Source organism: Bacillus sp. PPSBB_11, assembly GCF_038023285.1.
In the GTDB taxonomy this organism is placed as follows: Bacteria; Bacillota; Bacilli; order Bacillales; family Bacillaceae; genus Bacillus; species Bacillus altitudinis.
Genome location: NZ_CP150633.1, coordinates 42,579 through 59,727 on the forward strand (window position 1 = coordinate 42,579; position 17,149 = coordinate 59,727).

Below are 17,149 nucleotides of genomic sequence, written 5' to 3' on the forward strand. Positions count from 1 at the left end.
GTTTTGCAGGCGGATTCGCATTGCTTGTTGTACTGTTCATTTTGTTAATCATCATCGGTGCAAGCTGGATTTGCTAATGTAAAAGGAGCAGGAAACGATAACGTTTCCTGCTCCTTTTCTTTAATACCAATAGGTTGGATAATTGTACATATAGCGTCTTAGCATTTCTTCTTGCTCTCTTTGCATTCTGTATGGATTGCCGTATCCGTGCTTTAAAGAATGCGGAATAGACGCATATCCGTGCCCCACTGATGGAAACCTCATATATGGTGACATCGACATTCATTGATCACCTCACAATCTCCTTTTACGGTTATCATATGTGCAGGTGATCAATGTGGAGCGTGTCTAAACCTGGTCCTTCTCCCTTGTATAACAATCAAGCATTGCAAGCATCATAAACATGTCAATCTCCTCCTTTTCATGTTTTTATTGTCCTTTTTAGTTCATGTACTTTAGTTGTTTCTGCTTCATTTCTTCATAAAATGTTTCGACTTGTTGTTCATAAAGAACCGTTTCAATGTCTTTGTATTTACGTTGGATCGTCAAAGTAATAAAAAATAAATGGATTGTCATATACGCTCACCTCCCTTCAGTTCGCAGCACGCGAAATAGCCCGCAGATCTTCTTTATCAGTTGACCTGCGGGCACACAAAAATGCAGATCAAAAGACAGTGTCTTCTAACCTGCGATGGATGATACGTGAAATCCTCGTTTACTTAAACAGTTTTGTAGCGTGAACCGTAAAAGGTAAAGGAAGGACACGAGCTCTTCCACAGGCTGATGACATGATGAAATTGGTTGTTGAATTGATCACAAGTAGATACGAATAACATATTCTTCAGCCTCCTTTACGTTTTTAATTACTTTGTAAGTATATCCAGCAAGCACCATTTTGTAAACCTGTTTTTAGTAAATTAGATGATTTTTGTGTGTTTGACTAAATTTCCACAGTGATTCTTGTCCGATTATCCAGTGCAATTTAAAAAAGTCTCCTCATCACATGAGGAGACTTTTCGACTTAATCTTCATCTAGTTCTTGTAGCTTTTTTTGAAAAAAGATCGCACGTTTCACGCAAAGGAAAGCAGCCAATAGGAAAACACAATCAACTGCCAGCATCAGCATTTTTGGTGATGCTTCTATGTGCTGATTCGGTAAAATCGTACCAATATATAAAAAGGTGCTGACAGCAAGCAAAATAAAAGCGTATTGCTTGTAATCTGTCACTAAACCATCCCACTTTGTCTTCACTTGATTCACCTTCCCGTTATCAATGTCTATTGATAGCTTACCATAGTGAGAGAAAGCGGGGGGCATGTAAATCTATCCATTCGTTACTGCGTCGAGCCCTTGTTCAATATCATGTAATAAGTCATCAATATCTTCAATACCGACAGAAATACGGATTAAACCATCTGTGATGCCAAGCTCTTCTCTGCGCTCTTTTGGAATGGATGCATGGGTCATGCGAGCAGGAACAGAGATTAAACTTTCAACCGCCCCTAGGCTTTCTGCGATTGTAAACAATTTCAATTGGCTTAAAAACACGTCGACGTTTTCTTCTTTTCCAATATCAAAAGAAATCATACCGCCAAAGCCTGTTGCTTGAGTTTTTGCAAGCTCATGACCTGGGTGAGCGCTTAAACCTGGGTAATAGACACGTGTAATCGCAGGATGTTGTTCTAAAAACTCAGCGATTTTCTGCGCGTTTTGTTGATGTGCTTCCATTCTTAGTCCGAGCGTTTTCATCCCTCGCATTAGAAGCCACGCATCTTGCGGTCCAAGAATACCGCCTGTAGAGTTTTGAACAAAGTGCAGTTCTTCACCAAGCTCTTCAGTAGCTGTCACGACAAGTCCGCCCACCACATCACTATGGCCGCCTAAATATTTTGTGGCACTGTGCAAGACAATGTCAGCCCCATATGAAATCGGCTTTTGAAAATATGGGGTAAAAAACGTATTATCGACAATCATCCAGATGCCAGCTTCTTTTGTGATCCGGCTAATGGCTTGTAGATCGGTCATTTTCAGCAATGGATTGGTTGGTGATTCAATATAGACGGCTTTTGTTTCTGGTAAAATTGCTTTTTTCACTGCTTCAGGATCACTTGTGTCTACAAATGTGGCTTTAATGCCAATCCGGTTGAGCACCTTTGTCATCACACGATAGGTTCCGCCGTACACGTCGTCAGTCAGTACGATATGATCTCCGCTGTTAAACAGCATCATCACAGCTGTAATTGCAGCCATCCCTGAACCGAATGCATAGCCGTTTGCCCCGCCTTCAAGATCACGAATGACTGTTTCCAGTGCTGTTCTTGTTGGATTCGCAGTTCTGGAATATTCATATCCAGTGTGCTCGCCTGCTTTAGGCTGCTTATAGGTGCTGACTTGGTAAATAGGAACAGACACGGCTCCTGTTTTTTCATCACCAGTGATTCCACTATGAATCATCATTGTTTTTGGCTTCATTTTATTTTCCTCCCTCATAAATACCTTTACTTAGATAACGCTCACTGCTATCAGGAAAAATGGTGACGATCACTGTCCCAGGTGATGCCTTTTTCGCTTCCTCTAAAGCGGCAAATAGAGCGGCTCCAGACGAGCTTCCGATCAGAACACCTTCCTTTTCAGCTGCTTCTTTCACCATTCGGAATGCATCATCGTCACTGACTGTATAAATCTCGTCAAATAAAGTCGATTCCATATAATCTGGAATAAATTCAAGGCCAATTCCTTCCGTTCTATGCGGCCCCGGCTTTCCGCCATTTAAAATAGATCCTTCTGGTTCCACGATCACTGTTTTTAGCGCTTCTTTTTGCTCTTTTAAATAGGCAGCACAGCCTTGAAACGTTCCGCCAGAGCCCGCTCCTGCTACAAACACGTCTATGTTACCCTGGAGGTCAGACCATATTTCTGGCCCGAGTGTTTTATAGTAAGTCAATGGATTTACTTGGTTTTTAAATTGTAAGACGCAATACGCATTGTCAAGGCTTGCCTCTAGTTCAAGGGCTCGATCAATCGCACCCTTCATCCCATCTTTTCTTGGTGTATGAATAATTTCTGCACCAAGCGCCTTCATGAGCTGTTGTTTCTCTTGACTAAAATGTTCTGGTACACAGAAGATCGGATGCAATTGATGTTTTCTTGCACTTAGCGCAAGCCCGATGCCTGTGTTTCCTGCAGTTGCTTCAATAATGGTTCCGCCTGGGCGCAGTTTGCCCGATGCCAGCGCTTCTTTAATCAGCATATCACCTAAGCGATCCTTAATACTTCCGCCTGGGTTCATCATTTCAAGTTTTGCATAAACATCAACACCTGCCGGCACACCCATCCCTGACAGTTTTAAAAGCGGTGTGTGGCCAATTAATTCCGTAATATCATGTATGACAGCCATATAAATCCCTTCCTTTGTATGGAAAAGAAGGGGTAAACCCCTTCTTTTATTGTGTTTGCTTTATCATACGCAGGACAAGGTCTGTTGAGTGAATCGCTGCTTGCTCTAGAAATTGATCAAAAGAGATATTGGATTCTTTCCCAGCAATATCTGACAACGCTCGAACGACCACAAATGGCGTTTCAAATAGATGGCAAACTTGCGCAACTGCTGCTGCCTCCATTTCCACTGCATACAGCTCTGGAAATTTCTCTCTCACAAACGCGACACGACCAGGATCATCCATAAATGAATCTCCTGTTGCAATCGTTCCTTTTGCCACTTGAATATGATCGATTTCTGAAGCAGATTCCTCTGCCAGCTTCACAAGCTGATCATCTGCGATGAAAGCAGCTGGTAATCCTGGCACTTGTCCATATTCGTAATCAAAGATCGTCACGTCCACATCATGATGTCTCACATCAGTAGAGATGACAATATCACCTACATTTAATGAGTGATGGAAACCGCCAGCTGATCCTGTATTGATCACATAATCTGGCTGAAAGCGGTCAAGCAGAAGTGTTGTGCTGACCGCTGCATTCACTTTTCCAATCCCTGATTTTAATAAAATCACTTCTTTATCTTCATAAACACCTGTTGTAAATTCACACCCAGCGATGTTTTCTTGTGTGGCATTCTTTAGTTGGTCTCTTAAAATCGTCACTTCTTCTTCCATTGCACCTATCACTGCGATTTTCAAATCAAAAACATCCTTTCATTCCCTTTTCTTCGCTTCTACGATCCACACAAAATCATTCATCTGATGAAAAGATGTGCTAAAACCTTCTTCTTCAAAGATTTGCTTTAACACACCTATGGATGGATAGTATTCCGTTTCTAAATCCTCTGCAAGCTGATCGAATCCAGCGGCTTTCGCTTTGTTCGTTGCAGCTTGATGTGCTGCTTGATTTTGAAACATTGTATCAGCAAAGACTATTTTACCACCTGAGGGAAGGATGTTGCCATAGGTGTGGATGGCTTGTTTTTTTTCTTCGTCCGTTAAATGATGGAAAGCATATGAACTGACGATCGTATCTGGCTCAAAAGGTGGAGATGGAAACGATAAAAAATCCCCGTCATGAAACACATTTGGTATTCCTTTTTGAAGAGCCGCTTTCTTCATGGCCTCTGAAGGTTCAACGCCAAACACTTTCTTATCTGCTTGAAGCAGTGCCGCCGTTAGGTTTCCTGTGCCGCTTCCAAACTCAATGACATGTTGACCTGCACGGCGAGTAATCTCTTTTAGAATGGCCGGATACCGGCGAAACACTTCTTTATACTGCTCGTCATGACCACTTACAGTGTCATCATAAGATTCAGCCCAATGATCAAATAAAGAAAGAAACTCACGTCCCATTTTTCTTTCCCTCCACTTTATCTATTTATTCCTATCCGTATAGTATGTTTTATTCCGTCGAACAGTTCCTATCCTACCACATCTTCTGATTCTTTCCTACTAAAAAATACTGGGCGGGGTAGAAAAATATTTGCCCTTTTGAATGGGAGAGATTATGATGAATCTAGAGCATGGAGGGATGAATGAAATGGATTTTCAACTGGATTTTTTAAAGGACAAAATTGAATTTTTTGAAGCAACGTCTTTAAAAGAACTTGAACAAAAGATCCAAAAACAAATTGAACATAATCAGGCGATCTTGCTGACTGTTCATTCTGTGAGTCATCAAACAACTGTCATTGATGATAAGATTTTGTATACAGCGGTTGTTCATTTTAAAGCGAATATCTCATAAAAAAAGATCAGCGTGTAGGCAGTCAGGTCTGTGCGCCGGTGCTAGTCCTTCCTAGACTGCAAAGGTTTTCTATCACGCTGAAAAGAAGAAAAAGGCTAAAATGAGGTTCATTTTAGCCTTTTTGCATGCATCTTTTTTATTTTATTTTAATTTTTCAACCTTCACAGGTTTCCAGCCTTTTTCATCCACCCACGTAATTTCTACACGGTAGCGTTCACCTGTTGATTTATCACGGATGGTTCCTTTTGCATCTTGAGGTCCTCCGTTATTCCCTAACCAAATAACAGTCATTTGATCTTCTGAGATTCCTGTCGCATAGGACATGGCTTTGATCATTTCTTTCCAGTCTTTTGAGTTAGCATCATAGGTTGCTGTATGTGATCCCGATTGCTCTGTTCCTACAGGCTCCCAGTTATCGTTTTCATATGTTTTGTCTACGTCACTTGTTTTACCGCCATCTGTTTCTGTGGCGTCTTTTAACGCATCTTTGTTTGGCTTTTCTTCATCATCTGTTTTCTTTGTATCGTCTTTTTTGTCAGATGAATCGTCTTTTTTCGCATCCGCATCATCTGATGTGTCTTTCTTTTGATCTTTCACATCTTCTTCTGAGTTTTGTTTATTTTCACTCGATGCAGGTGCTGTTTTTGATGGTTCGTCTGCTACATTTGTATCTTTCGGTTTATTAAAAATTAACAAACTCGATGCGACAACCAAAATAAGCACCACAACGATACCAATTAATATGTTAAGCACCATATTCGCCTTTCTGCGCTTATCACGATGTTCAAATCGAGAATTTCTACTCAAAATCTCTGCACTCCTTTGCCTCTGTTCCCTAAGTCGTTACTATTCTAACATGACATGAAGGGATGTTCTATGTCTGTTTCTTTTCAATTTCATTGACCTTTTTTACAATATCATAAAACGCTTCATTTGTCTTAGCCCGGCCACTTGCCTCATCAAGGTGAACAACAACCAGAGCGTATTTTGGTTTTTCTGCCGGAAAATATCCGGCAAACCACTTGTGATAAAGTGGATTCCCCTGTTTATCTTTGCTGCCGGTTTGGGCAGTGCCTGATTTCCCTGCTATATGGAACGGCAGGTCTTGAAATCTTCTTCCTGTTCCTTTGTCAGAGGTCACCACCTGCCTTAAGTACTTTTGCAAGGTTTGAGCTGTATAGCGGTCAATACTGTCACCATCAGGTCGTTTGTTTTGAAAGGATAGCATCGTTGTGCCGTTTTGATACAGCACTTTATCTGCAATCCTCACTTCTTTTCGTTCTCCGCCCCTTGCAATCGTTGCCATCATATTGGCAATTTGTAAGGGAGTTGTTTTGACATTTTTTTGACCAATTGCCGTTTGCGCAATGGCTTTTTTGACATGCTTGTCTCTTTTATCTCCCCACACACTGCCTGTTTCTTCACGATCAAACTGTTTGAATTGTTGCTTATGGTATACATCCCCTTCCCAGCCGGCTCGATCCACAAGCCCAAGCTTTGAAGCTGTCTTTTCAAGGATTTGATCATCTGTTTGGATGAGCTGCTCAGCGAGTGTCGCAAATGTATAATTACAGCTTTGCGCAAAGCTTTCAGACAGATTCAGTACTTCCTGCTTTCCTTCTGGCTCTCCATATAAATTCTTTCGACAATCATACATCGTTTGTGGCTGGTTCAAGTTTTTTTCAATCGCTGCGGCAAGTACGACCGTTTTAAATACAGAACCGGGAGCCATTGCGGTCAGCATGTAATTTCTTGCCTCATGCCGGTTTTTGCTGGTCACATTTGGAACACTCGCCATCGCCAGCACACTGCTATTTTGAATGTCGAGCAGAACCGCTCCGCCTTTTTCAACACCTTGCGCTTTGAGAACATTCTCCATTTCCCTCTGCATGTCTTCGTCCATAGTTGTCTGCACTTGCAGCGGATAAAACGAATGAGCTTCTGCTGTATATTTGACGTCCATCCCAAACAAAGGGTTTCCCCTTCCGTCCACATGATATAACAATTTTGTGTCTTGCTCTGGTAATAGAAATTCGTCAAATGTACTTTCCAAACCAAATGTACCGATCTCAGTGCGAATCGAAAGCTCTTTTTTGTCCGGATAACGTTTTCTCAAGAGTTCTGGATTCTCGCTTGTGAAACCTAATGTGTGGAGGGCAAGTCTTTTTTTGTCCTTCTCTTTCATATATACGCCGTAAACACCTGAATATTTCATATCATTGATGTCTTTCAGCTTTTTTTTCGTGATATCATCTTTTAAAATGAGTGGTTTCTTCGTTTCTGTCAGCTGGCTTTTCAGTTCATCCTCTTCCATCTCAAGTATAGAAGCGGTTTGTTTTAAGTGAGGGAGGTCATATTGCAGGAAAGGAAATATGATGACCGCAGGCTCTTCTTTTGTGAGAAGTGCCTCGCCGTTTCGATCTAAAAATTCGCCGCGTCCGTCTGAAATGACTACTTCTTCTGTCCGCTGCCTGACACTTTCTTGGATCAAATTAATATCAAGCTTTGAAAAAGATTCTGTGAAAAACAACTGAATTTCCGCTAGTCTAAATAGGAGACCGAGCAATAAGATAAAAATAATGACACCTGTCCATTGGATTCTTCTTGTTTTCAGCATAAAAACACCTCGTCCCTATTGTGGACGAGGTGTTTATCGTATAAACGTAATTATGAAATTTTTACAATTTGGACGAACATTTCTCCGCCAGGTGTTTGAACAGTGACTTTGTCGTCTACTTGTTTGCCTAAAAGACTTTTTGCAATTGGTGAATCGTTTGAAATTTTGCCTTCAAACGGATCAGCTTCTGCACTTCCTACAATCGTATAAGACTCTTCTTCACCGTCCGGTAATTCAACGAATGTCACCGTTTTACCGAGTGAAACAATATTTGAGTTACCTTCATCTTCAATAATTTTGGCATTACGAATCATATTATCAAGCGTTGTAATACGACCTTCTACAAACGCTTGCTCTTCTTTAGCAGAATCATATTCCGAGTTTTCAGAGAGGTCTCCAAAACTTCTAGCGATTTTAATACGCTCTACAACCTCTTTACGTTTAACCGTTTTCAAATATTCAAGCTCTTCTTCTAATTTGCGCTTTCCTTCTTCTGTCATTGGAAATACTTTCTCTTGTGCCATGAATCATTCACTCCTTCTATTAATCCTCATCATACAAGCTTTCTGCATGTGAGTGACGACTGAAATATACAAGAATGAGGACATATTCCGGCCCTCATTCCTTCTGTCCCATATTCGTAAAAGTCCATCTTACATGGCGTCCCTTTTAGATGCAACTATTATGCCTTTTTATTAGGCAGGAACAGCAGCGGTCTCATGATGATGTATTATCTTCATCGCACAAACTGTGGAAAGGCACAGGAAGCTCCTGTACCTCGTTCGGCCATTTCGATCATATGTAGAAGAATAGCTTATCCATTCTCCATCTTCCAATACATAATATGGTCAGTGTACGATATGTCTATGCTATATTATTACAAAATTGCATTTTGATCAAGAATTGTTTGAAAATTTGTGATGATTTGTTTGTCGTTTTTTTAATATACTTTTACAAAGCAGGAATAACTGAAACTTTCAGCATCCCAGCATGATTTTCCTGTTTTCATTTCGCAGCATTGTTTTCCTATCATATCAAATCTTTTATTCAGGGGGCTGCTTCTTACAATGCTCACCGATAATTTTGGACTAGCCATCAGTAAAATATTGACTGTACAACTTTTCTATCATGTTGAAAAGACCTTTACAACGTAAAGGTCTTACTTCTCCACCATTTACTCTCCACGGTTTTGAAGAATCGTTTGAATTTTTGTCACCATGAGGTCAATGGCCACATGGTTTTGTCCGCCTTCTGGGATGATGATATCGGCGTATCGTTTTGACGGTTCAATGAATTGATTGTGCATCGGTCTGACGACAGATACATATTGTTCAATCACGGAATCAATCGATCTGCCTCTTTCTTTCGTATCACGTAAAATACGGCGAATGATCCGAAGATCTGCATCTGTATCCACATACAGTTTAATATCCATTAAGTTTCTTAGACGTTCGTTTTCAAGAGCAAAGATTCCTTCAACGATGATGACATCTTTGGGTTCAACATGTACCGTCTCTTCTGAACGTGTGTTTAGTTTAAAATCATAAATTGGTTTTTCAATGGACTCGTACTTTAGCAGCGCTTCTACATGCTCAATCATCAGGTCATTGTCAAAAGCAAGCGGATGATCATAATTGGTCAGCAGGCGCTCTTCAAATGGCATATGACTTTGATTTTTATAATATAAATCTTGCTGAAGCATGAGGATTGAATGTCCTTTAAATTTTTCGTAAATGGAATTGGTGACGCTCGTTTTACCTGAACCCGAGCCGCCAGCGATTCCAATCACCACTGGTTTTTTCCCCATGTGCCGGTTATTTCCCCTTTCTCATCATGTTGCTAGGGTATACTTTTTGATCAAGCTTAAATTTCACAATTTGCAGTGGATGACGAGCGGCATCGAGTTCGTTCCCTTTTTCGTCCCAAATCGTCTCAATCTTGCATGTGAAATTTTCGATTTCTGGACCGAAAAATTCAACTTCGTCGCCAGCTTTAAAGAAATTACGCTGCTGTAATGTGACAATTTGTTCTTGTTCATCATAATGAAGTACAAGTCCGACGAAATCAAAGGTCGTTTTCTTTCCGTGAATGCCAAACATTTGTTCATCCGTTCCTGGTACACCTTCAAAAAAGGCAGGAGCCGTGTCACGGTTGGCACATTTGTCTAATTCATCGAGCCATTCTTGTTGAATGACGAAATTGTCTGGATCCGCACAGTAAGCATCAATGACTTTACGATAGACACTGACAACTGTTGCTACATAATGAATGGACTTCATTCGTCCTTCGATCTTTAAGCTATCAATTCCCATTTCGATCATTTGCGGTATGGATTCGATGAGTTTTAAATCTTTTGGACTCATCGCAAATGGTGCGTCTTCTTCACCGAATAAAGGTGCTTCCTCAGAGCCTTCTAGTTTATAAAGATCATAATCCCAGCGGCAAGATTGGCAGCAGCCCCCGCGGTTTGAATCTCTCGCTGTCATATGGTTACTGAGCACGCAGCGGCCAGAATAAGCAATACACATCGCCCCGTGAATGAACGTTTCGATTTCAATATCCACTTTTTCTTTCATTTCTTTAATCTCTAGGGCGCTTGTTTCACGTGCAAGGACCACACGCTCAAGCCCCTCTTCCTTCCAAAACTGCACCGCTTTCCAATTTGAAAGAGACTGCTGTGTGCTTAAGTGGACTTCAAGCTTTGGAGCTACTCGTTTGCATGTTTCGATGATGAGTGGATCAGCGACAATAATTCCCGCTACACCCGCTCCTTCAATCCCTTGAAGATATTCTTCCAGCCCGTCCATGTTTTCGTTGTGGGCGAAAATATTCGTTGTCACATAAATGCGAGCACCGTATTTGTTCGCAAATGCAACACCTTCTGCCATTTCTTCAATTGAAAAGTTATCTGCATTTGAACGAAGTCCAAATTCTTTCCCACCAATAAAAACAGCGTCTGCTCCATAATGCACAGCAATTTTTAGTTTTTCTAAGTTTCCTGCTGGCGCTAGCAGTTCTGGTTTTTTTGTAATGACACGTTTTCCATCGATCACTTCAGAAATTCCATCTTTTAAAAGTGCCATTTCCTCTGCCTCCTTTTATCTTAATAAACCGTTTCTTTAAAGAAAAATCCTGTATCGATTGAGCGGTTGACAGGCTGGATCTCTTCAATACGCTCCACCCATTCATCTTTCTGATCTTCATAGGCTTCCTTATCAGTCACTAGTAAATCAATGGCTTTTCGATAGAGGGATGTCACCTCTGTCATATAAGAAAGTGACTTTAAAATTCCGTCAATTTTAAATGAGTCAATGCCTGCGTCGACAAATTCTTCTAATTCATCAATCATACATACATCATTTGGACTCATAATGTGTGTGCCATTTTCATCCTCAAAAATAGGATATTTGTTTTGACGCTCCTGGTCGTGAAGGAATAGACCTTCTTCCATATTTCTTCCTTCCACGTCCATTTGTTTGCCTTGATATTCAAAATAGTTGCCAACAAGTGTCCGTTTCGATTGAAACATACAAGTCATGCCGTGGACTTGAATTTCAATCTCCACTTCAGCGTTTTCTTTGATATCAATCACACTATCCATATTGAGTTCTTTGGCAAGAACAGCACGTGTTGCGCCTTTTCTGCCCCAGTAGTTACAAGTGTAATAGTTTGTCCCAGTTGTTTCTGTACTCCAGTGCAAATTCAAGTTGACACCTGTTTCTTTTGCGGCCATGATCACTGCCGGATCTCCAAAAACGACACCATCCACGTTTAACCCATCGAGAAAGGTTAAATAATCTCCAAGCAGTGCCACACGGTCATTATGAAAAATCGCATTCATGGCGACATATACTTTTTTGTGATGTGCATGCGCGATTTGAACCGTTTGTTTCACATCTTCTCTTGAAAATTCACCTGCAAGACGGATTCCATATGTTTGTTCACCTATTAAAAATGCGTCAGCACCCGCTTCAATGAGCGGCAGTACATCCGACACCTTGCTTGGTGTCACAAGCAATTCTGGTTTTTTCATGATTGGTCACCTCTTTTTGTACTAATAGCGATCCCATCTCCAACCGGAATGATACACGTTTGGTAGTCAGGATTTGACATCAGCCATTGATTGTATCGATCAATTTTGCCTATTAATTGTTTTTTTCGTTTATCTTCAATTTCTTCTTCATAATTTGTCGCAACTAAGCCTTTAAATAATACGTTGTCTGTAATAATCATTCCATCATCGGACAGCATCGGTTCAAACAGCTCAAAAAAGCGTTGATACTGGCCTTTTGCCGCATCAATGAAGATCACATCATAGGGCGCCATCGTCTGAACCGTTTTAGCTGATTCGATCGCATCGCCAAAAAACACGTGAATTCTATCTTTGAAATGTAATTCTTCAATATTCCGTGTCGCTTCCTCATAACGTTTTGCATTTCGCTCAATCGTATAGATTTCAGCATCTGGCAGAGCTTCAGCCATTCGAATCGCTGAATAGCCAATCGCTGTCCCAACCTCAAGAATCTTCTTCGGTTTTTTCAAAGAAAGCAGCTGCAATAACAGTTCAATGCTCACCTTTTCCATGATTGGCACATGATGCTCTTTCGCATACTCCTCTAATTGAGCGATGGCATCAGGACTCGGCTCAATTAAATCTTCAATATAATCATTTATTTGATCATCTTCGATTGTCATTATATGTCTAGCTCCTTCATGACCTGAAAAAGAAGAGTCCTGCCTGCTGCAGCTCTCTTTCTCGTCAATCTTTCGTTCATCTAAGTAAAAACAACCCGATATATTTTACCACAAAGATGTGGTAATTGCGAACCTATAAAATGGATATAACAACGAAAAAAACTGCAGGCAATTTCACCATTGTCTACAGTCTTTTTCCTCTCACATGGGCGTTAGTTGCTGCCTGTGATGTATTTCGCTTTTGCTTTGTTGTGCTCATTTAACGTTTTCGTAAAGACGACTTCGCCATTTTTCTTTGCTAGGAAGTAAACAAAATCTGTTTTCTCTGGATGGAGTGCTGCTTTCCAAGAAGATTCTCCAGCATTGGCAATAGGTCCAGGCGGCAGCCCTTTGTTTGTATACGTATTATAAGGTGATTTCACTTTTAAATCTTTGTAATAAACACGGGACTTATGCTCGCCAAGCGCATAAAGAACGGTTGGATCTGTTTGAAGCGGCATGTCCTTTTTCAACCGGTTATAAAACACACTTGAGATTTTTGACCGGTCTGTTTTTTCGGTAGCTTCCATTTCTATTAGGGATGCCATCGTTAGGACATCATGGATGGACATCTTTCTCTTTTTCATGTCCTTTTCGTACGTTTTCACATATTGATCTGTTTGTTTAATCATCGTGTCAATGATTGCTTCAAGTGATTCATCCTCACGATAAAACGGATACGTCGCCGGGAATAAATATCCCTCTAACGGATGCTTGACCTGTTTCCCGTTCACTTGTGATGTCACCGTTTTCGGGTATTTTTTCATCAATTTTTTAATAAAGGCTGGATCATCCAGCTTCGCTTCAACTTCTTTCGCTGAAAAATTCGTCTGGTTTGCAATAATGGCTGCAATATCAGACAACTGTTTCCCTTCAGGTATCACAAGCTGAAATGCGTAGTCTGTCCCGCCAGATGTCAGCTTTTGAATCAGCTGATCCGCATCCATTGTTTGTTTGAGATGAAAATAGCCCGCTTTAAAGCCTGATGCTTTTTTGTACTTTGCATAGTAAGTGAAAATCGTGTCATTTGAAATCAGTTCATTTTCTTTTAAAATGCTCGCAATTCCACTGACAGATGTCCCATTTGGAATATGAATATTAATGGTTTGTTTGCTTTTTTGATCGACCGGCCCGAGTGCTGATTTTACATATAAAAAACCTGATAATGCTGCAATGATGATCACAGCAAGTACAGATAACAGGACGATCCCCATTTTTCGTTTAAAAAATGGTCGTTTCTTTTGTTCTGAAAACATGCATGGCCCTCCTCACATCTAGCTTTTATAGTACATGATTCGACGGAGTTCGGCAATTACTTGCTCATGCATGTCATGACAGAACTTGCCATAGTGTGGCTAAACCGACACCGCCTCCACTGCCAATTGCAGCCATGACATAGCTTCCATTCGGTAAGGCGCGGGCTTCGTAAAACAGTCTCACCATCATAGCAGCTCCCGAGGCGCTATATGGATGCCCAAGACAAAGCGCACCGCCTCTTTTATTAATACGGTCATAAGGAATACCTAGTGTCCGGGCAATGAGCACTACTTTGAGCGCAAACGCTTCATTGATTTCAAAAAGTGCAACATCTTCTAACTTCACTTGTTCTTTATGTAAAAGTTTCTTGATTGCATCAATTGGTGAAGCAGCAGGATAATGCGGGTCCATAGCGGTCACGGCACTCCCGATATACCGCAGCATAGGGCTGAAGCCTTTTGCCTCCGCTTCCGCTCTTTCCATCACAACGACGGCAGCTGCACCATCTGCTTCTTTACAGCTATTGGTCACAGTCACAGTACCTTTGCCTGGTAAAAAGACAGGTTTTGCCCGCTTTATCAAGCTTGCAATCGGTCTTATTTTAGCTGCCGCTTCATCTGTACTCATCCCGCTAATCGGAACAATTTCTTCTGAATACGTTCCTTGCTTGAATGCGGTTATACTTCGTTCCCAGCTTAAAAGTGCATAGTCATCTTGCTCTTGTCTCGCAACTGAAAATCTCGACGCCGTCAGCTCTGCCGCTTCCCCCATATGAGGGTCCCCTATCCACTCTGGAGAAAAGCGGGCCCTTTCTTTCATTGGTGACCGAGAAATGCTTTCCGTTCCACCAGCGATATATATTGATCCCTCCCCCGACTGAATCATGATGCACGCTGTTCTAATGGCTTCAAGACCGGAAGCACACTGCCTATCAATGGTCATACCCGGAATATGTAATGAAAGCCCTGCTTCTAACGAGGACAGACGGGCAATGTTGCCACCACCCCCGACGACATTGCCTAAAATGATGTCATCTGGCTTGGTCACGTTTGAAAAATGCTGGATCAAGGGCGCAGCTAGATGCTCTGGCCGGTAATCCTTCAACATTCCATTTTTCTCACCGAAGGGCGTCCGTTTCGCTTGTACGATCACGGCTTGCATAATAGTTGTTCCTCCGCCCACTTTTTCATACTGGCACGAGCGATTTTCCCTCCTGATGTTTCGATCATTTTGTCCGTGACGAGCCATTTTTTTGGTACTTTGTATGCCGCTAATGTTTCTTTTACAGCTTGCCGAATGGTTTTTGTTTGCTGTACATTCTCAATAATGGCAACAGGGATTTCGCCCCAATATGGATCAGGAAGTCCAATCACGATTGACCGATTCACCTCTGGCTGTTCATTCAGCACACGCTCAATTTCCTCTGGAAAAATATTCAGTCCCCCATAGACAATCATGCCATTCTCGCGGCCGCTCATATACAAGTAACCATCCTCGTCGAGCCACCCCATGTCATATACGGTCAGCCACTCTTCTGGCGGCTTTTCATCTTGTAAATAGCCTGAAAAAGACATTGGGCTTTTCACATAAATTCTCCCGATTTCATTTGGCTTGCAAACGGTTTGATCTGCCCTCCTGATTTCAACCTGAATAGAAAGAAAAGGCTTTCCGACAGAAGTAGGCTTTTGCAAAAAATCATCTGAAGATAAATAGGAGACAAAGCTCAATTCTGATGTTCCATAAAAATCAAAAAATGTGATGTGGGGATTGCGGTTGACGAGCTGTTTTTTTGAAGAGTTTCCCCAATCTGCACCAGAAGACAGGACAAGAAGCGGATGTTTTCCGAAGGCATCCATTTGCAGTAACGATTCTGTCATGGTCGGAACCGTATAAATAGCCGTGATGTCTCCTCTTTCTAAGATGTTCTTTGCTTTATCTGGCACAAATTTTTCTAACAATGTCACGGTGCCCCCGAAATAAAGTGTGCTGATCGCCCCGTATAAAAAATGAGAGGATAAAAGTGTGCCCAAAATCAGTACATGATCTTTATGTGTGATCCCAAAGACGGAAGCTGTCATTTGAAAGCTCTCGATCCATGACTGCTGGCGTCTTATGAAGGCTTTGGGCGATCCCGTTGATCCTGAAGTAAATCCCATATAAAAAGCAGGATCTTCCTCCGGTTCACCTTTGTTCGATTGAACGTTTATGCTGAGGCTGATTCTTTCTTTCCATTCAGATAAAGAGAGCACTGGCATATCCAGCTTGTACTTTTCAATCCTTTTGATATATCGATCTTCCACAATGACAAGGTCCGCGTCGCTTAATAAGAGCTTTTCCGCGCATTCCTTGTCACTCCACCGCGGATCAAGAGGCACCGCTGTCCATCCTGCAGAAGCTGCGCCAGCAAATAGTTGGAGAAACGGAACACCATTTGATACTAAAAAAGCGACTCTTTTTTGCTGATGAGGCGTTTCTTTTAACCATTGTGCAGATGACTGCACACGCTCATGCCATTCTTCATAAGTGATCTTCTCTTTTTCATCTATGATCGCCATCTGACCTGGGTTCACTTTTGCATGAGCTGCATAGCTTTCCGTTATTCTCATCAAACTGCTCGCCTCCCTCTATGTAAGTCCCTTTTTCGATATGACATCGCTTGAATGATTTTCACCGTGAAGACGGCACATATCCCTGCTTTGATCAGATCACCCGGTAAATAAATGACGCTGAACAGAGCTGCTTGCGTGATCTTTATATGCATCATCATGGCTTGAAAGGGAATTCCGCCTATATATAATATCCCGATACTGCATACCGCATAGATCAAAAATAGTCGTAAGGCCGTCACTTTCTTTAGCCGGTTCAGCCACAGGCTGATCATAAAGGCAGCCACTGGATAAGCAAGTAAAAAACCACCGCTTGGCCCAAAAAAGACCCCTATTCCGCCTCTCCCTCCAGATAAAAGAGGTGCGCCTGCTGCCACTATTAGAAGAAATAGAAGTAAACTAATCAGCGCTTGCTTTGGTTTTAACAGCCCTCCAGCAAGCAAAAGACCTGCGGTTTGTAAGGTGATTGGTACAGGTGTAAACGCAAGAAAAATAGGCGGAATCAATCCTAACATCCCAATAACTGCTGTCATTAATGCCATTTGCATCATATCGTGAATTTTCAATTTTCATACCCCTCACTCGATTCATTGTTAAAAATAGCGTAAAAGGTACAGTTCATTATGTCAACTTAAAATAATTAAAAGTTGACATAATGGATGTAAAAAAGAATTAACTTAATATAAAACTTTAATTCCTCTAGGCTTGAAGTTGAATGTCGGTGTTAACATCATGTCTTTAAAT

General features: G+C 41.4%; 19 protein-coding genes and 1 pseudogene. 2 read left to right on the plus strand and 18 right to left on the minus strand.

The window, feature by feature from the left end; translation table 11 throughout:
* Window positions 1-2 precede the first annotated feature (2 nt).
* A pseudogene (locus V7L95_RS00250) lies at window positions 3-77 on the plus strand (YjcZ family sporulation protein); the annotation flags it as partial.
* A 43-nt stretch (window positions 78-120) separates the two neighbouring features.
* Here the strand turns inward: V7L95_RS00250 and V7L95_RS00255 are convergent.
* From V7L95_RS00255 to V7L95_RS00285, 7 genes are all read right to left on the minus strand, one after another.
* Entirely contained in the window at window positions 121-276 is a 156-nt protein-coding gene (locus V7L95_RS00255) for a hypothetical protein (RefSeq protein WP_223255651.1), read from the minus strand.
* Between the two features lie 165 nt (window positions 277-441).
* Entirely contained in the window at window positions 442-576 is a 135-nt protein-coding gene (locus V7L95_RS00260; RefSeq protein ID WP_008342648.1) for a YrzI family small protein, read from the minus strand.
* 445 nt (window positions 577-1,021) lie between these two features.
* Window positions 1,022-1,252: a YrhC family protein gene (locus V7L95_RS00265; RefSeq protein WP_340967761.1), complete on the minus strand. Its 231-nt coding sequence runs from the start codon at window positions 1,250-1,252 to the stop codon at window positions 1,022-1,024.
* Window positions 1,253-1,324: 72 nt separating this feature from the next.
* On the minus strand, window positions 1,325-2,473 hold the full coding sequence (locus V7L95_RS00270) for a bifunctional cystathionine gamma-lyase/homocysteine desulfhydrase (protein WP_017358092.1): 1,149 nt from the start codon (window positions 2,471-2,473) through the stop codon (window positions 1,325-1,327).
* Between the two features lies 1 nt (window position 2,474).
* Window positions 2,475-3,398: a cysteine synthase family protein gene (locus tag V7L95_RS00275; RefSeq protein ID WP_007501427.1), complete on the minus strand. Its 924-nt coding sequence runs from the start codon at window positions 3,396-3,398 to the stop codon at window positions 2,475-2,477.
* Between the two features lie 46 nt (window positions 3,399-3,444).
* Complete coding sequence (mtnN, locus tag V7L95_RS00280) at window positions 3,445-4,140, minus strand: 5'-methylthioadenosine/S-adenosylhomocysteine nucleosidase (protein ID WP_007501428.1); 696 nt, start codon at window positions 4,138-4,140, stop codon at window positions 3,445-3,447.
* A gap of 15 nt (window positions 4,141-4,155) precedes the next feature.
* Window positions 4,156-4,797 carry a class I SAM-dependent methyltransferase gene (locus tag V7L95_RS00285; protein WP_017358093.1) on the minus strand — a complete coding sequence of 214 codons (642 nt, stop codon included), beginning with the start codon at window positions 4,795-4,797 and terminating at the stop codon, window positions 4,156-4,158.
* A gap of 187 nt (window positions 4,798-4,984) precedes the next feature.
* Here V7L95_RS00285 and V7L95_RS00290 point away from each other — a divergent pair, with 187 nt between their 5' ends.
* Complete coding sequence (locus V7L95_RS00290; RefSeq protein ID WP_026050117.1) at window positions 4,985-5,191, plus strand: YrzA family protein; 207 nt, start codon at window positions 4,985-4,987, stop codon at window positions 5,189-5,191.
* Between the two features lie 141 nt (window positions 5,192-5,332).
* Here V7L95_RS00290 and V7L95_RS00295 read toward each other — a convergent pair whose 3' ends face one another.
* The 11 genes from V7L95_RS00295 to V7L95_RS00345 all read right to left on the minus strand — a co-directional run bounded on the left by V7L95_RS00295 (window position 5,333) and on the right by V7L95_RS00345 (window position 16,971).
* On the minus strand, window positions 5,333-5,998 hold the full coding sequence (locus V7L95_RS00295; protein ID WP_017358095.1) for a YrrS family protein: 666 nt from the start codon (window positions 5,996-5,998) through the stop codon (window positions 5,333-5,335).
* Between the two features lie 67 nt (window positions 5,999-6,065).
* The gene (locus V7L95_RS00300; protein WP_017358096.1) at window positions 6,066-7,808 is read right to left on the minus strand and encodes a penicillin-binding protein 2; all 1,743 of its coding nucleotides are present in this window, start codon (window positions 7,806-7,808) and stop codon (window positions 6,066-6,068) included.
* Between the two features lie 50 nt (window positions 7,809-7,858).
* Window positions 7,859-8,332, minus strand: a complete 474-nt coding sequence (gene greA, locus V7L95_RS00305; RefSeq protein WP_007501433.1) for a transcription elongation factor GreA — start codon at window positions 8,330-8,332, stop codon at window positions 7,859-7,861.
* Between the two features lie 650 nt (window positions 8,333-8,982).
* Window positions 8,983-9,615, minus strand: a complete 633-nt coding sequence (gene udk / locus V7L95_RS00310) for a uridine kinase (RefSeq protein ID WP_007501435.1) — start codon at window positions 9,613-9,615, stop codon at window positions 8,983-8,985.
* 7 nt (window positions 9,616-9,622) lie between these two features.
* Window positions 9,623-10,891, minus strand: a complete 1,269-nt coding sequence (locus tag V7L95_RS00315; RefSeq protein WP_017358097.1) for a U32 family peptidase — start codon at window positions 10,889-10,891, stop codon at window positions 9,623-9,625.
* Between the two features lie 20 nt (window positions 10,892-10,911).
* Window positions 10,912-11,841, minus strand: coding sequence for a peptidase U32 family protein (locus V7L95_RS00320; RefSeq protein ID WP_007501439.1), 930 nt, complete (start codon window positions 11,839-11,841; stop codon window positions 10,912-10,914).
* Window positions 11,838-12,503, minus strand: coding sequence for an O-methyltransferase (locus V7L95_RS00325; RefSeq protein ID WP_008342672.1), 666 nt, complete (start codon window positions 12,501-12,503; stop codon window positions 11,838-11,840). The genes V7L95_RS00320 and V7L95_RS00325 overlap by 4 nt, the downstream gene beginning before the upstream one ends.
* A 212-nt stretch (window positions 12,504-12,715) precedes the next feature.
* Window positions 12,716-13,798, minus strand: coding sequence for an endolytic transglycosylase MltG (mltG, locus tag V7L95_RS00330; protein WP_017358098.1), 1,083 nt, complete (start codon window positions 13,796-13,798; stop codon window positions 12,716-12,718).
* A 73-nt stretch (window positions 13,799-13,871) separates the two neighbouring features.
* Window positions 13,872-14,960: an acetyl-CoA C-acyltransferase gene (locus tag V7L95_RS00335; protein ID WP_017358099.1), complete on the minus strand. Its 1,089-nt coding sequence runs from the start codon at window positions 14,958-14,960 to the stop codon at window positions 13,872-13,874.
* Window positions 14,948-16,405: an acyl-CoA synthetase gene (locus V7L95_RS00340; RefSeq protein ID WP_017358100.1), complete on the minus strand. Its 1,458-nt coding sequence runs from the start codon at window positions 16,403-16,405 to the stop codon at window positions 14,948-14,950. The genes V7L95_RS00335 and V7L95_RS00340 overlap by 13 nt, the downstream gene beginning before the upstream one ends.
* Window positions 16,405-16,971: a biotin transporter BioY gene (locus V7L95_RS00345; RefSeq protein WP_007501449.1), complete on the minus strand. Its 567-nt coding sequence runs from the start codon at window positions 16,969-16,971 to the stop codon at window positions 16,405-16,407. Before V7L95_RS00345 ends, V7L95_RS00340 begins: the two co-directional genes overlap by 1 nt.
* Window positions 16,972-17,149: the final 178 nt, after the last annotated feature.

Coding starts and splice junctions, on each gene's coding strand:
- V7L95_RS00255 (WP_223255651.1), bottom strand. CDS start 276: ATGTCACCATATATGAGGTTTCCATCAGTGGGGCACGGATATGCGTCT.
- V7L95_RS00260 (WP_008342648.1), bottom strand. CDS start 576: ATGACAATCCATTTATTTTTTATTACTTTGACGATCCAACGTAAATAC.
- V7L95_RS00270 (WP_017358092.1), bottom strand. CDS start 2,473: ATGAAGCCAAAAACAATGATGATTCATAGTGGAATCACTGGTGATGAA.
- V7L95_RS00275 (WP_007501427.1), bottom strand. CDS start 3,398: ATGGCTGTCATACATGATATTACGGAATTAATTGGCCACACACCGCTT.
- V7L95_RS00285 (WP_017358093.1), bottom strand. CDS start 4,797: ATGGGACGTGAGTTTCTTTCTTTATTTGATCATTGGGCTGAATCTTAT.
- V7L95_RS00290 (WP_026050117.1), top strand. CDS start 4,985: ATGGATTTTCAACTGGATTTTTTAAAGGACAAAATTGAATTTTTTGAA.
- V7L95_RS00300 (WP_017358096.1), bottom strand. CDS start 7,808: ATGCTGAAAACAAGAAGAATCCAATGGACAGGTGTCATTATTTTTATC.
- greA (WP_007501433.1), bottom strand. CDS start 8,332: ATGGCACAAGAGAAAGTATTTCCAATGACAGAAGAAGGAAAGCGCAAA.
- udk (WP_007501435.1), bottom strand. CDS start 9,615: ATGGGGAAAAAACCAGTGGTGATTGGAATCGCTGGCGGCTCGGGTTCA.
- V7L95_RS00315 (WP_017358097.1), bottom strand. CDS start 10,891: ATGGCACTTTTAAAAGATGGAATTTCTGAAGTGATCGATGGAAAACGT.
- V7L95_RS00320 (WP_007501439.1), bottom strand. CDS start 11,841: ATGAAAAAACCAGAATTGCTTGTGACACCAAGCAAGGTGTCGGATGTA.
- V7L95_RS00325 (WP_008342672.1), bottom strand. CDS start 12,503: ATGACAATCGAAGATGATCAAATAAATGATTATATTGAAGATTTAATT.
- mltG (WP_017358098.1), bottom strand. CDS start 13,798: ATGTTTTCAGAACAAAAGAAACGACCATTTTTTAAACGAAAAATGGGG.
- V7L95_RS00335 (WP_017358099.1), bottom strand. CDS start 14,960: ATGCAAGCCGTGATCGTACAAGCGAAACGGACGCCCTTCGGTGAGAAA.
- V7L95_RS00340 (WP_017358100.1), bottom strand. CDS start 16,405: ATGAGAATAACGGAAAGCTATGCAGCTCATGCAAAAGTGAACCCAGGT.